Below are 13,438 nucleotides of genomic sequence, written 5' to 3' on the forward strand. Positions count from 1 at the left end.
ATGGAAGTTGTTGGCTGGATCGTAGTGATTGCCTGCTTTATCGTTTCATTTGTTGGTTTAGTGTATCCGATAATCCCAGGTGTTCTATTTTTGCTAGGTGGATTTATTCTCTATGGATTATTTTTCTCATTTGCTGATTTAAGTTGGTGGTTCTGGGCAATTGAAATTTTATTTGTTGTCCTACTCTTTGGCGCTGATACGGTTGCAAATGCTTTTGGCATTAAAAAATTCGGTGGCTCCAATGCAGGAATGTGGGGCAGTACAATCGGTTTATTGATCGGGCCATTCGTTATTCCTGTTGCCGGCATTTTAGTAGGGCCTTTTTTAGGCGCCATCATTGCAGAGCTTATTGTAGAGCGAAAAACTTTTAATGAAGCTGTAAAAAGTGGTGTTGGTTCGCTTATCGGTTTTTTAACGTCAACCGTAGCCAAGGCAGTTATTCAAATTGTGATGATTGTCGTATTCTTTATCGCTATTTAAACGTATTGTGGGGGTAATTATAAAGTTTAACAAATTAAAGAAGTGGGTATATTAGAAATTGGATTATTTATTTCGGTCAAAAGGCTGAAATCTTTAATTTGAGGTATTTTTCATTGAATGGTTTGACCAATTTTGATAATCTAAGGATGTACTAATTATTTCTTTATTTTAGGGAGGAACTTAATAATGGCTTACGAATTACCACAATTAACTTATGCTTACGATGCATTAGAACCAAATATCGATGCAAAAACAATGGAAATTCACTATTCTAAACACCACAATACTTATGTAACAAATCTAAACGCAGCAGTAGAAGGTACTGAATTTGCAGAAAAAGACATTAATGACTTAATCGCAAACATCGATGCACTTCCAGCTGACAAACAAACAGCAGTTCGTAACAACGGTGGCGGACATGCTAACCACACATTATTCTGGGAATTAATCGCGCCAGGCGGTTCAAAAACTCCAGTTGGTGAAGTAGCTAAAGCAATCGATGCTAAATTTGGTTCTTTCGATGCTTTCAAAGAAGAGTTTACGAAAGCTGCAACAACTCGCTTCGGTTCAGGTTGGGCTTGGTTAATCGTTGATGGTGATTCAGTAGCAGTTACATCTACACCAAACCAAGACTCTCCAGTAATGGAAGGTAAAACGCCAATCTTAGGATTAGATGTTTGGGAGCATGCTTACTACTTAAACTACCAAAACCGTCGTCCAGATTATATCGGTGCTTTCTGGAACGTAGTAAACTGGGATGCAGTAGAAGCTAAATTTCAAGCTGCAAAATAATCATTTGCGATAAAGCAAAATAATTAGTTTTCTGCGGAACTATTGTGAAGTGGAAATTTACTAATTATTTCTATGTAAAGGGCTATGCATAAGGTGGAAAATCACCTTGGCATGGCCCTTTTTATATGATTTTAGCGCATTCAGTGATGTAGTTTTCGAATAGTAAGAAAGCAATATATATGGAAGGAAACTTTTCTTGCCAAGTACCGTCAAATAAAATGATGCTTCCTCTAGTTAGGGATTCTTACGGGAGATCATTTCATAAATAGTCGAAAATTACGAATAGGTTAACGAAGCAAACGGCTGGGACTCCTCCAACGAAGTGTGAAAAGCGACCATCTGTAGTGTAAGTGATGTGATTGCTTCTATTTTACATTTTTCAATAATAAGTATTTTAATGATGACAAGGCGAATTATGAAAATGATGCAAGAGTATGCTTTTCTGACGCAACTTCGAATGGTATACTAGGTATCGTGTATTTAAACAGTTATTAGATGAGGAGGGGAATACATATGCGCAAAGCACCGGGGAAAAATCGCGCAGCGAGTGTTAAAGCGAAACATCACTCTAATTTAACATTTCGTATGAATGTCCTTTTCTTTGCTATATTTATCGTATTTTCGATGTTAATTTTTAGACTTGGTTATATGCAAATTGTCAAAGGGGAAGATTATGTTCGTATTTTAGAGCGGACTGAGGAAGTACCTGTCAATACAAGTGTGCCAAGGGGTCGGATGTATGATCGTTATGGGCGAATTTTAGTCGATAATCAGCCTGAAAACGCGATTACCTATACAAAAATGCAGACGACTAAAACGGAGGATATGTTAGCAATTGCTGAAAAGCTGGCTCAATTGATTGAGCAACCAACAAATCGTGTCACATTACGCGATAAATTGGATTTTTGGATTTTAAAAAATCATGACGCAGCATATGCAAAAATTTCTGATGAAGAGCAAACGAAAATTAAAACGCAGGAAAATATTACGACAAGTCAAGCGAATGCAGAGATCGATAAAGTTGTGCGTGAGCGTATTACTGACGAGGAATTAGCACAATTAACGGAAGCGGATTTAGAAGTATTAGCAATCTATCGCGAGATGGTATCGGGCTACAATTTGTCACCTCAAATCATCAAAAGTGAAAATGTATCAGCAGATGAATTTGCTCGTGTTTCAGAGCGTTTAACTGAGCTACCAGGAGTCAACACAACGACTGACTGGAAGCGTGTTAAACTATCTTCCCTTTCTGTATTAGGCCGTACAACTGTGCCAACAAAGGGGATACCGAAAGAGAAGCTAAATTATTATTTGGCCCGTGATTATTCACGCAATGATCGCGTCGGAGAAAGTTATATTGAAGCGCAATATGAAGAACTTTTACAAGGGCAAAAAACAGTTGTCAAAAATATTACGAATAAAAAAGGGCAAGTTGTTGATACCGTTACAACATATGAAGGCGAGCCTGGAAAAGATTTGGTATTAACATTTGATAGCGAGTTACAAGCCGCTAATGAAAAAATTGTAGAGGAAGAACTGCTGAAGTTAAAAGCAATGTCGGGCTCAAGTTTATTAGACCGAGCGTTCCTAATTATGATGGACCCGAATACGGGAGATATCCTATCAATGGTCGGTAAAAAAATCGAAAAAGATTCAGAGACAGGTAAAAATGTCATTGTAGATTATGCATACGGATCATTCACAACGGCATATGAGGCGGGGTCTGTAGTGAAAGCAGCCACTTTGCTGACAGGCTATAAACTAGGGGTGATTACTCCGAATACAGTATTAGGAGATGAACCGATTCATTTACTAGGTACACCCGTTAAAAAATCGATTTTCAACCGAGGTGGCTATATTTCAATGGATGGTTTAAGCGCACTTGAGCAATCTTCGAACGTCTATATGTTTAAAACGGCAATGCTTATTAATGGCACACCATACAGTTACATGATGCCATTGCGATTAAATGATCAAACATTCCCGAAAATGCGTAATTCCTATGCACAGTTTGGCTTAGGTGTTAAAACAGGCATTGATTTACCTAATGAATTTAGTGGGGTAGAAGGCCCAATCATGGGTGGTAAAACACTCGACTTAGCCATTGGACAGTATGATACGTATACACCGCTTCAGCTAGCACAATATATTTCAACGATAGCGAATGGTGGCTATCGTGTTCAGCCCCATGTCGTGAAAGAAGTGCGTGATCCATCAAAAGATGGTCAGCAGCTAGGGCAATTAGTGACAGAAGTAGGACCAAGAATTTTAAATCATATCGATAATACGGAAAAAGAAATTAATTATGTAAAAAAAGGCTTGCAACGTGTTTATACGGGCTCTCGTGGTACGGCACGTACAGCATTTGCGAACGCACCTTTTACGGCTGCCGGGAAAACAGGGACAGCCGAAGTAGTTTATTATGGACCATTACGTGAACGTTATGGTACAAATACGATTAATTTAACGCATGTTGGCTATGCGCCATATGAAAATCCTGAAATTGCTTATGCTGTTGTTATTCCATGGGCAACTACGAACCTTGATCAACATTTATCGAATAATAACGTGATTGCAAGACGTGCTTTAGATGCTTACTATGAGCTAAAAGCAAAATATGAAAAGACAAAAGTGACAGATAATAAAGTAGAACAACCAATTTTACCTGCGATTACAAAAGATAAAATCGGTGAAGATGAACAAGAATAAAAAAACCGCTAGCGCATATTATATGCCTAGCGGTTTTTTAGTATCTATATAGCTTTCTACTAGCGATTAAGCTGTTGAATCGCCAATTCAAATTGTTCCTTCGGTTTTTCTCCATAAAGCTCAATATTATTATAGAAATACGTCGTCATCATAAAATCAATAGCCTCCTGTAATGACAACTCTCGATGATCCATGATAAGTGTTAAATATGTTTTAAAGTAATCGGCATTTTGTACATTTGCATGATTAATCACAAAGTCAAACTCCTCTTATAATATTTCCTGACACAAATGAATATTATAGCATCTTTGCTAAAGGAAGCAAATCATTTAATTGCAATTGTAAACGTCTCTTTACAATCGTTTACAAAGCATTACATTCCTTTACGTGTCTTTTACGAACGGTTTATACGAATTCAACAATAAGTCATTATAGTAAAGATTGTAAGGCAAAACACAAATAAAAAAGTTAGTGACGGAGGCAAATGAGATGAAAAAGTGGAAGTACTTAACGATGACAGCGGTAATGGGTTCAGCATTAATGCTTGGTGCATGTAGCGGAGACAACTCAACGCAAAATAATAACAATGCAGAAACGAACTCAGGACAAGAAGCTGCTGACGAGAAACTGCAAGGTTCAGTTGCTGGAGATGGTTCATCAACAGTAGCACCAATTATTGAAGCAGTTGTTGAAGAGTATGCAGGTGCACAACCGGATGTCAAAGTATCGGTAGGTGTTTCTGGTACTGGTGGTGGCTTTGAAAAATTCATCGCAGGTGAGACAGACTTTTCAAATGCATCTCGTTTTATAAAGACAGAAGAGAAAGAAAAACTAGACCAAGCTGGAATAGCTTACACTGAGTTAGCTTTAGCATATGATGGTTTATCAGTAGTGGTGAATCCTGAAAACGATTGGGCAAAGGATTTAACTATAGAACAATTAAAGAAAATTTGGACTGAAGATGGCACAGAGAAAAAATGGTCAGATATCGACCCTTCATGGCCTGCAGAAAAAATCGTATTCTACTCACCAGGTACTGACTCAGGTACGTATGATTACTTTGATGAAGTCGTTTTAGATGGTGCTGATTTAGTAAGCGCAGCGACATTATCAGAGGATGATAATATGCTAGTTCAAGGTATTTCTGGTGACAAGTATGCAATTGGCTTCTTTGGCTTCGCTTACTACTTAGAAAATAAAGATAAGTTAAACATTGTTAAAGTCAATGGAATTGAACCAACACATGACACAATTGAAAAAGGCGAATATACGCCACTTTCACGCCCACTTTTCACTTATGTGAAAAACAGTGCGATGAAAGATAATGCTGCAGCATATGATTTCGTTAAGTTCACACTTGAAAATGCAGGGGATATGGCAGAAGCAGTAGGTTATGTTCGTCTACCTGAAGAAAAATATGCTGAAGGCTTAAAAACTTTAGAAGGCTTAAAATAAGTAGACATGCATAGAGGGAAAGAGATGGATGCTCTTTCCCTCGCTTATTGGAAAGGAGCACCCAATGGTTTCTCAAAAGGAAAATAAGACATCATCTGTGCAACAATTAATTGCAAATTCGCGCAATCATAAAACTAAGAAAATAGTGGAAAAAGCCATGCCAGCTTTATTATTTTCTGCAGCGCTTATCTCGATTTTGACAACATTTGGCATTGTTTTCACCCTTATTTTTGAAACGTTTGAGTTCTTCAAACGTGTTTCGATTACGGATTTTTTATTTGGTACACAGTGGCTACCGTTTTCTGGAAAGGAGCCGTTATTTGGGATTTTACCGCTTATCGCAGGAACACTGAAAGTTACGCTAATTGCAGTTGTTGTAGCAGTACCATTTGGGATTGCTTCAGCCATCTATTTAAGTGAATATGCGAGTGAGAAAACAAGACGTACTGTTAAACCGATTTTAGAAGTATTAGCAGGTGTACCGACAATCGTTTATGGTTTCTTTGCATTAACGTTTGTAACACCTGTGCTACAGGGAATTATTCCAGAACTTAAATTATTTAATGCACTTAGTCCAGGGATTGTAGTGGGCATTATGATATTACCAATGATTACATCACTATCAGAAGATGCAATGTCATCAGTACCAAACAGTATGCGAGAAGGGGCTTTAGCGCTAGGTGCAACGAAGTTTGAAGTCGCTATAAAAGTAGTGTTACCAGCCGCTTTATCGGGAATTGTGGCATCAGTCGTACTTGCTATTTCCCGGGCAATTGGGGAAACAATGATTGTGTCCCTAGCAGGAGGATCGACACCTAAATTTGATTTAAATGTCACAGATTCCATCCAAACGATGACAGCATATATTGTACAAGTTTCTACGGGTGATGCTGGTTATGGAACGACAATTTATTACTCCATCTACTCAGTTGGATTCACATTATTTATCTTTACATTAGTGATGAACTTAATCGCTCATTATATTTCGAAACGCTTCAGGGAGGTTTACTAGCATGCGCTATATTGATGATACAGTCGTCAAGAAACGAATGACTAAACGTATTACATTCAATAAAGTCTGGAAATCCTTATTTTTCTTGGCAACTACATTTGCGCTTGTAATGCTAGCGATTTTGCTCTACCGCATTGTGACGCAAGGAGTAGGTTACTTAAACATTGATTTCCTAACGAATTTTGCTTCACGCTTTGCGGATAAGGCAGGGATTAAAGCTGCATTAATCGGCTCACTTTGGTTAATGGGAGTAGTAGCTCCGGTATCGATTGTGTTAGGTGTAGGAACAGCAATTTATCTTGAAGAATATGCAAAGAAAAATAGATTGAACGATTTTATTCGCATGAATATCTCAAACTTAGCAGGTGTACCTTCAATTGTTTTTGGTTTACTTGGGTTAACAATTTTTGTTCGTATGATGGAACTAGGTAAAAGTATTTTAGCAGCAGGTTTAACAATGAGTTTGCTAATATTACCTGTAATAATCGTGGCTGCTCAGGAAGCAATACGCGCTGTACCGAATGAACAACGTGAAGCTTCTTATGGGATGGGAGCGACGAAATGGCAAACCATTTTACGTGTCGTATTACCAGCTGCCATACCAGGAATTTTAACAGGTAGTATTTTAGCTTTATCTCGTGCAATAGGTGAAACAGCGCCACTCGTAGTAATTGGGATTCCTGTTATTTTGCAATTTTTACCTAATGATTTATTAAGCCAGTTTACTGCATTGCCGATGCAAATTTATGATTGGGCTAAACGTCCGCAAGAGGCATTCCAATATGTAGCGGCAGCGGGGATTTTAGTGCTGATGATTGTGCTGCTAATGATGAATTCCATCGCTATTTTTATTCGAAATAAATTCCAAAAACGTTATTAATGAGGTGACCTTATGGTACTAGATTTTAAAGAGGAAAAATCAGTTGTCAAATCGATTAATATAAATGTAAAGCCATCTGCTGAAGTTGCGAAAAAAGTAGTCTATGATACACGTAACTTAAATTTATGGTACGGTGATCATCACGGTTTAAAAGATGTTAATTTAAGTATTTATGAAAATGAAGTAACAGCAATTATAGGCCCTTCAGGTTGTGGGAAATCTACTTATTTAAAAACGTTAAACAGAATGGTAGAGCTAGTACCGATTGTTCGTACATCGGGCGAAATATTATATCGTGAACGAAATATCTTAGATAAAAACTATACAGTAGAGGAATTGCGTACTCGCGTAGGGATGGTATTCCAAAAACCTAACCCATTCCCAAAATCAATCTATGATAATATTGCTTACGGTCCGCGTATCCACGGCATTAAAAACAAAAAAATTCTAGATGAAATTGTTGAAAAATCATTGCGTGGTGCGGCCATTTGGGATGAAGTAAAAGATCGTCTAAATCAAAATGCATATGGTTTATCAGGTGGTCAGCAACAGCGTATTTGTATTGCGCGTTGTTTAGCAATCGAGCCAGATGTTATTTTAATGGATGAGCCGACTTCTGCACTTGACCCAATTTCTACGTTAAAAGTAGAGGAGCTTGTACAAGAGCTTAAAAAAGATTATTCGATCGTTATTGTTACACATAATATGCAACAAGCGGCACGTATTTCAGACCGTACAGCATTTTTCCTAAGCGGCGAAGTTGTGGAATATGACAAAACAGATGTGATTTTCCAAACACCTGCAGATCAACGTACAGAAGATTACATTTCAGGACGCTTCGGCTAAGCATAGGGGGAACTATAGATGGTAGTACGCGAACGCTTTGAGCAAGAGCTAAAGGAAGTTCAAGAACAGTTTGTAGAAATTGCAACAAATAGTATTAATGCATTAAAAATGTCTTTTGAGGCATTGTTAGAGCAAGATTTGGAGAAATCATTAAAAATTATTGAAGATGATTTATATATTAATCGCCTTGAGGAAGAAATTAATGATCGAGTAATTTTGATGATTGCCAAGCAACAGCCGGTAGCAACCGATTTGCGCCGTCTTATGGTTCTTGTAAAGGCTGCATCTGATATGGAGAGAGTGGGAGATTATGCGGTTAATATCGCAAAAGAGACGATTCGTTTAGGTAAGGAACCTCTAATTTTCCCAACGACCAATTTACAATCGATGTGTAATAAGACAGTCGAAATGCTTGAAAGTATTATTACTGCTTTTAGGGAAGAAGATACTGTCCGAGCAAAAGAAATTGCTGAACTTGACGATTACGTAGATGATTTATATGGAGCAACAGTGACATTATTACTTCGTGCTGGTGCAGAAAGTCCATCTCATATTTCGCAATTTACACATTTAACATTTGTCTGTCGTCATTTAGAACGTTCAGCGGATCATGCAACGAATATTGCGGAACATTTATTTTACTTAATTAAAGGTAAACATTATGAATTGAATAATTAAAAGAGAAGGGCTGCGACTAAGTGGCCGTTCTCTTTTTGCCCTTTAATACACTATTATATATAAGAAATCGCGGCAACATTACACTCTACACATACGTCAAATATGTTAGTGTGTTTATTTGTATTGTCAAAAAAAATTTTTGGTTATACTATAGACATTATCCAAAAAAAAGTTCTTAGGAGGTGCTGCTTCGTGAAAGACGGTGTAGAATCACTTATAAAGAAATTTGGTCTAGAGATTTCGTCAGAACAACGCAACTACTTAGATTATCTGTATGAAAATTTACATTTAGAAGAGCTAAGTGAGAAGGAACAACATTTTTTTATTGATTATTTTTACAAAAGTGAGACACTGCGTAATATGGCAGCATTTGCACTTGAACTAGCGGATGTTATGCATGAAATCCGAGAAAACGTTCCAGCCATTGAACAGGCCGAGCGCTTAGCCAACGGTAAAGAGCAACGTATGTACTATGCGCAAAAATGGCAAGAAGCGAGACGTCAAAAGTTAAAGCAGCATACAACTAAAAGTGGAAATGTACTATATGTGCCATTTGTTGATTACAAGGAAGAGCAAGGGCCTATTATTATTTGTCTTGAACAAACTTTTGGCATGGAGAGGTATTCAGCGCTTTGTAAAAGTATGATTTTGCCGTTATTTATGAATGCATATAAAGAGCAAAGAGATTTATATATCGTGCCATACGATTGTCAAATTCATGTGCACTTCCGCTTTGAAAATGGTCAATTAAATCTATCTGATTTTAAAGATTTTATTGAATATAAGGCACAAGGTGAAGCAGCTATTTTACCTGTGCTACAGTTTGTAAAAGGTTTGCTACAAGAAAATCAGCAATGTGCAGAAACAGAAGTTCTTATTTTTACTGAAGGGAATCCTGTTGATGGACCACATTTATTAGGAAAGCGTGCAAAGACAATGTTAGATGAAATGAAGCAGCGCTACCATGCTGAATTTTCCGTTATTGCGATGAATGAGCATTGTTTTAATGAGCATCACTTCTGGTTTGCAAATAGAGCCATTTTTGCAGATGATGCGATTCAATAAAATGCGAAGCTGACCAGATTGCTATTGGTCGGCTTATTTTTACTGTAAATAGTAACATCAATTTTTTTGCACAAGTATAATTGAAAATGTACATAGGTATATAAAAGGAGTATTACATGGATTCATTGAAATGGTTATTACCGAACTTGACTGTGCCAACATGGATAGACATTACTATTGCGGTGGCATTTTGTGTTGTGGGATGGTTGTTTCAGCATTTTGTGCTGAAGAAAATCATTACGAGCAGTGTTACATTTTTAAAGAATAGACAGCGTCATTTTCAAGCGACTGTTCTTGGACAATTTAATAAGGCAATCCGATATGCGTTTATGTCAGCAGTAGTTGTCCTAAGTTTATCAAATTTACTTAAAGTATTTTTATTTACTCATTTTGCAACAAAGAATTTTGTGTTGTCTATCATGGTGTTTTTTGCCTTTAAAGGCGTATATGATGTGCTTCACTACTATACAAAGAAACCATTAGAGTTAAATAGTGACGAGGAGCAAAATGTTCTTTTACCGTTTTTCCTGCGTATTGGTAAAGTGCTTATTATGATTTTAGCTATGTTTACCATTGCGTCCTTTTGGAACTTTAATCTAAATGGCTTTTTGACAGGAATTGGTTTAACAGGGGTAGCGATTGCTTTTGGTATTCGTGACACTCTGGCACATGTTTTTGGTGGGATGTCCGTTGCACTCGACAATCCATTTCAAATAGGCGATTGGATTGCGACAGAGGATCAAAAAATAGAAGGTACCATTGAGGATATCAACCTTCGCAGTACACTTATTCAAACAGGCGACAAAGGGCTTGTATATGTGCCGAACTCTTATTTAGTGAATCGTCCAATATATAATTTATCAAAACGAGAGAAACGAAAATGTGAGTTGTTTTTATATGTAGCTGCGGAAAACGAAGAAGAAACATTACGTAGTGCTTTAAGCACCATTCATCAGCAAATTCATTTGCATGCAAATACTGAAAAAGAGCTGATTCATGTATATATAGATGAGTTATATCATGCATCATATCGGGTTCTTGTTCGTTTTTATGTTGCAACTAACGATACGGCTGTTATGTTAAATGTACGGCAGGATATTTTATTTGTAATCCGCCAAGTTGTTCAAGATTATGAGATAGTACTTGCAGAACATCCGGACGAGTGTAAACTTGAGAAAAAATAATTTGAATTGTTCGATATTTTACATTACAATATATACTAATAATTGGCTTAGATGAAGAGTAGTAACTATTATTATTTGTTCAAGAGAGCTAGCGGTTGGTGGAAGCTAGTACAAATAAATAGCGAATGGACTTCGGAGCCCTAATCCAGAAGTTAAGTATGGATTAGCGTTTGCCTACGTTACAAGGCGTAGAGAGGGTCTTTTAAGACCAATGAAGGTGGCACCACGGCTTTTCCGTCCTTTGCGATGGAAAGGCCTTTTTATATGGTTTTTTGGTGTAGTAGAGCAGAGCATAGTGAAGGAGAGATTAAGAATGACAGTTGAGCTTAGTAGATTTGCCATCAAAGTATTACAGGGGGATATGATGACGCCTATTTCGGTGTATCAATCTCTGACAGGAAAGCATAAGATGCTATTTGAATCTTCAGCCAAGCATGAGGAAAGTGGGCGTTATTCCTTTATCGCCGTTAACCCAATAGCAGAACTGATTGGGGATAAAAACGGTTATCAATATAAAAAAGGGATGAAAATTGATACGTCTAACGATAATGTCTTACAAAAACTAAAAGAAGTAATGCCATTCCATGAAGCGGATTATCCTTTTGCTTTTTTTGGTGGCGCAATCGGCTTTTTTGGTTATGAAACCGCCTTTTATGCTGAAAAAATTGGTGAATATTTACATGATAATTTAGAAATGCCTGATGTCCATGTTTTTTTCTATGATACGTTTATCGTGTTTGATCATTTGAAGCAAGAGGTGACACTAGCAGCAATCGATTTATTTAATGAAGGGCGCACACTTGATAGGATGGAAGCCGCGATTGCTGAAATTGAGCAACAGCTACATGCAGGAACGACATTTGGTGCAATGGAGCTAGGTACAATTGATTTTCAACCAATGATACCAAAGGAAGAGTTTATTGCGATTGTTGAGCGCGCAAAACAGCATATTGTGAAAGGAGATATTTTTCAAATCGTGTTATCCCAACGTTTTTCTTCATCGTTTACGGGCAATCCATTTGCCTTATATCGGCAGTTAAGAACGTCGAATCCATCACCTTATATGTTTTATATGGATTTTGAGGCATACACAATTTTAGGAACTTCTCCAGAGAGTCTTGTAAAGGTCAAGAATCGCAAAGTTACAACAAATCCAATTGCTGGAACGAAACCACGTGGTACAACACAACAGCAAGATGAAGCGATTGCTGAAAGCTTATTGACGGATGAAAAAGAAATCGCTGAGCATCGAATGTTAGTGGATTTAGGGCGTAATGATCTTGGAAGAATTTCCAAGATTGGCACCGTAAAGCTTGTTAAATACATGAACATTGAACGCTACAAACATGTTATGCATATTGTATCGGAAGTTATTGGTGAACTTCGTGATGAAGTCCATGTGTTAGACGTCCTTAGCGCATGTTTACCAGCTGGCACAGTGTCAGGGGCCCCAAAGATTCGAGCAATGCAGTTAATTAATGAGCTAGAGCCAGTGAAGCGCGGCGTTTATGCTGGTGCAGTAGGGTATATTTCAGCTTCAGGTGATATGGATTTAGCGTTGGCTATTCGTACGATGGTTATCAAAGATGGGTTTGCACATGTGCAAGCAGGTGCAGGCGTTGTGTATGATTCAGTACCTTTGTCTGAATATGAAGAAACATTAAATAAAGCTCGTGCGCTACTGGAGGTTAAAAAATGATTTTACTCATCGATAATTATGATTCATTCACATATAATTTATTTCAGCAAGTCAGTATGCTAGGTAAGGAAGTTCAAGTAGTAAGGAATGATGAAATAACAATTGAAGAAATAATCGACATGCAACCAGAAGCAATTATTTTATCTCCAGGTCCAGGTACACCAAATGAGGCAGGAATCACAGTACAAGTTGTACAAGAACTATATACAAAATATCCGATTTTAGGAATTTGTTTAGGTCATCAGTCGATAGGGCAGGCATTCGGAGGAACAATTGAGCAAGCTAAAAATATTATGCATGGCAAGCTGTCTACTTTACAGTATGAGCAAGCAGGCGTTTTTGCACAATTCGAAGGTGAAATCGAAGTAATGCGCTATCACTCGTTAATCATAGAGCCATCGACGTTGCATGAAGATTTTATTATAACTGCCACTTCGCGTGATGATGGAGAAATTATGGCTATTCAACATAAGCACTATCCACTTGTTGGATTGCAATTCCATCCAGAATCAATAGGCACTAAGACAGGTAGTGACATCGTGCAAGCCTTTTTAGCACTCGTTTAGGTGCGTGCCAGGCACTCAAACAATTTCCAAACAATTTGATTTTCAATAGAAAAAATCCACTTGCCTCCTGCA

The 13,438-nt window shown here is 37.5% G+C and carries 13 protein-coding genes and 1 other annotated feature; of the genes, 12 read left to right on the plus strand and 1 reads right to left on the minus strand.

Going from position 1 to position 13,438, the window contains the following annotated elements; all coding sequences use genetic code 11:
* The 3 genes from C9J37_RS01735 (at position 1) to C9J37_RS01745 (ending at position 3,981) form a co-directional block, all read left to right on the plus strand.
* The gene (locus C9J37_RS01735; protein ID WP_107893970.1) at positions 1 to 480 is read left to right on the plus strand and encodes a DUF456 domain-containing protein; all 480 of its coding nucleotides are present in this window, start codon (positions 1 to 3) and stop codon (positions 478 to 480) included.
* Between the two features lie 186 nt (positions 481 to 666).
* Positions 667 to 1,272 carry a superoxide dismutase gene (locus C9J37_RS01740; protein ID WP_107893971.1) on the plus strand — a complete coding sequence of 202 codons (606 nt, stop codon included), beginning with the start codon at positions 667 to 669 and terminating at the stop codon, positions 1,270 to 1,272.
* Between the two features lie 513 nt (positions 1,273 to 1,785).
* Positions 1,786 to 3,981: a peptidoglycan D,D-transpeptidase FtsI family protein gene (locus tag C9J37_RS01745; protein ID WP_107893972.1), complete on the plus strand. Its 2,196-nt coding sequence runs from the start codon at positions 1,786 to 1,788 to the stop codon at positions 3,979 to 3,981.
* 59 nt (positions 3,982 to 4,040) lie between these two features.
* Here C9J37_RS01745 and C9J37_RS01750 read toward each other — a convergent pair whose 3' ends face one another.
* Entirely contained in the window at positions 4,041 to 4,235 is a 195-nt protein-coding gene (locus C9J37_RS01750; RefSeq protein WP_036204720.1) for a hypothetical protein, read from the minus strand.
* Positions 4,236 to 4,470: 235 nt separating this feature from the next.
* Between C9J37_RS01750 and C9J37_RS01755 the strand changes: the two genes are divergently transcribed.
* From C9J37_RS01755 to C9J37_RS01795, 9 genes are all read left to right on the plus strand, one after another.
* Positions 4,471 to 5,436, plus strand: a complete 966-nt coding sequence (locus tag C9J37_RS01755; protein WP_107893973.1) for a PstS family phosphate ABC transporter substrate-binding protein — start codon at positions 4,471 to 4,473, stop codon at positions 5,434 to 5,436.
* Positions 5,437 to 5,500: 64 nt separating this feature from the next.
* A complete protein-coding gene (pstC, locus tag C9J37_RS01760; RefSeq protein ID WP_107893974.1) occupies positions 5,501 to 6,448 on the plus strand; it encodes a phosphate ABC transporter permease subunit PstC in 948 nt (315 codons plus the stop codon).
* A 1-nt stretch (position 6,449) separates the two neighbouring features.
* Positions 6,450 to 7,328: a phosphate ABC transporter permease PstA gene (gene pstA / locus C9J37_RS01765; protein WP_024361285.1), complete on the plus strand. Its 879-nt coding sequence runs from the start codon at positions 6,450 to 6,452 to the stop codon at positions 7,326 to 7,328.
* Between the two features lie 54 nt (positions 7,329 to 7,382).
* Complete coding sequence (pstB, locus tag C9J37_RS01770; protein ID WP_176723134.1) at positions 7,383 to 8,174, plus strand: phosphate ABC transporter ATP-binding protein PstB; 792 nt, start codon at positions 7,383 to 7,385, stop codon at positions 8,172 to 8,174.
* A gap of 18 nt (positions 8,175 to 8,192) precedes the next feature.
* Complete coding sequence (phoU, locus tag C9J37_RS01775) at positions 8,193 to 8,852, plus strand: phosphate signaling complex protein PhoU (protein ID WP_107893976.1); 660 nt, start codon at positions 8,193 to 8,195, stop codon at positions 8,850 to 8,852.
* Positions 8,853 to 9,044: 192 nt separating this feature from the next.
* On the plus strand, positions 9,045 to 9,917 hold the full coding sequence (locus C9J37_RS01780) for a vWA domain-containing protein (RefSeq protein WP_107893977.1): 873 nt from the start codon (positions 9,045 to 9,047) through the stop codon (positions 9,915 to 9,917).
* 116 nt (positions 9,918 to 10,033) lie between these two features.
* Positions 10,034 to 11,101 (plus strand): mechanosensitive ion channel family protein, encoded by a 1,068-nt coding sequence (locus C9J37_RS01785; RefSeq protein WP_107893978.1) that lies wholly within the window; start codon positions 10,034 to 10,036, stop codon positions 11,099 to 11,101.
* 39 nt (positions 11,102 to 11,140) lie between these two features.
* Positions 11,141 to 11,346, plus strand: a binding site (T-box leader).
* 68 nt (positions 11,347 to 11,414) lie between these two features.
* On the plus strand, positions 11,415 to 12,800 hold the full coding sequence (trpE, locus tag C9J37_RS01790; RefSeq protein WP_107893979.1) for an anthranilate synthase component I: 1,386 nt from the start codon (positions 11,415 to 11,417) through the stop codon (positions 12,798 to 12,800).
* On the plus strand, positions 12,797 to 13,366 hold the full coding sequence (locus tag C9J37_RS01795) for an anthranilate synthase component II (RefSeq protein ID WP_107893980.1): 570 nt from the start codon (positions 12,797 to 12,799) through the stop codon (positions 13,364 to 13,366). Before trpE ends, C9J37_RS01795 begins: the two co-directional genes overlap by 4 nt.
* Positions 13,367 to 13,438 lie beyond the last annotated feature (72 nt).

The organism is Lysinibacillus mangiferihumi, from assembly GCF_003049665.1.
Taxonomy (GTDB): Bacteria; Bacillota; Bacilli; order Bacillales_A; family Planococcaceae; genus Lysinibacillus; species Lysinibacillus mangiferihumi.

Excerpts from the sequence above, each read along its gene's own strand:
- C9J37_RS01795 (WP_107893980.1), top strand. The coding sequence starts at position 12,797 with ATGATTTTACTCATCGATAATTATGATTCATTCACATATAATTTATTT.
- C9J37_RS01785 (WP_107893978.1), top strand. The coding sequence starts at position 10,034 with ATGGATTCATTGAAATGGTTATTACCGAACTTGACTGTGCCAACATGG.
- pstC (WP_107893974.1), top strand. The coding sequence starts at position 5,501 with ATGGTTTCTCAAAAGGAAAATAAGACATCATCTGTGCAACAATTAATT.
- C9J37_RS01745 (WP_107893972.1), top strand. The coding sequence starts at position 1,786 with ATGCGCAAAGCACCGGGGAAAAATCGCGCAGCGAGTGTTAAAGCGAAA.
- C9J37_RS01755 (WP_107893973.1), top strand. The coding sequence starts at position 4,471 with ATGAAAAAGTGGAAGTACTTAACGATGACAGCGGTAATGGGTTCAGCA.
- C9J37_RS01735 (WP_107893970.1), top strand. The coding sequence starts at position 1 with ATGGAAGTTGTTGGCTGGATCGTAGTGATTGCCTGCTTTATCGTTTCA.
- phoU (WP_107893976.1), top strand. The coding sequence starts at position 8,193 with ATGGTAGTACGCGAACGCTTTGAGCAAGAGCTAAAGGAAGTTCAAGAA.
- C9J37_RS01740 (WP_107893971.1), top strand. The coding sequence starts at position 667 with ATGGCTTACGAATTACCACAATTAACTTATGCTTACGATGCATTAGAA.
- trpE (WP_107893979.1), top strand. The coding sequence starts at position 11,415 with ATGACAGTTGAGCTTAGTAGATTTGCCATCAAAGTATTACAGGGGGAT.
- pstA (WP_024361285.1), top strand. The coding sequence starts at position 6,450 with ATGCGCTATATTGATGATACAGTCGTCAAGAAACGAATGACTAAACGT.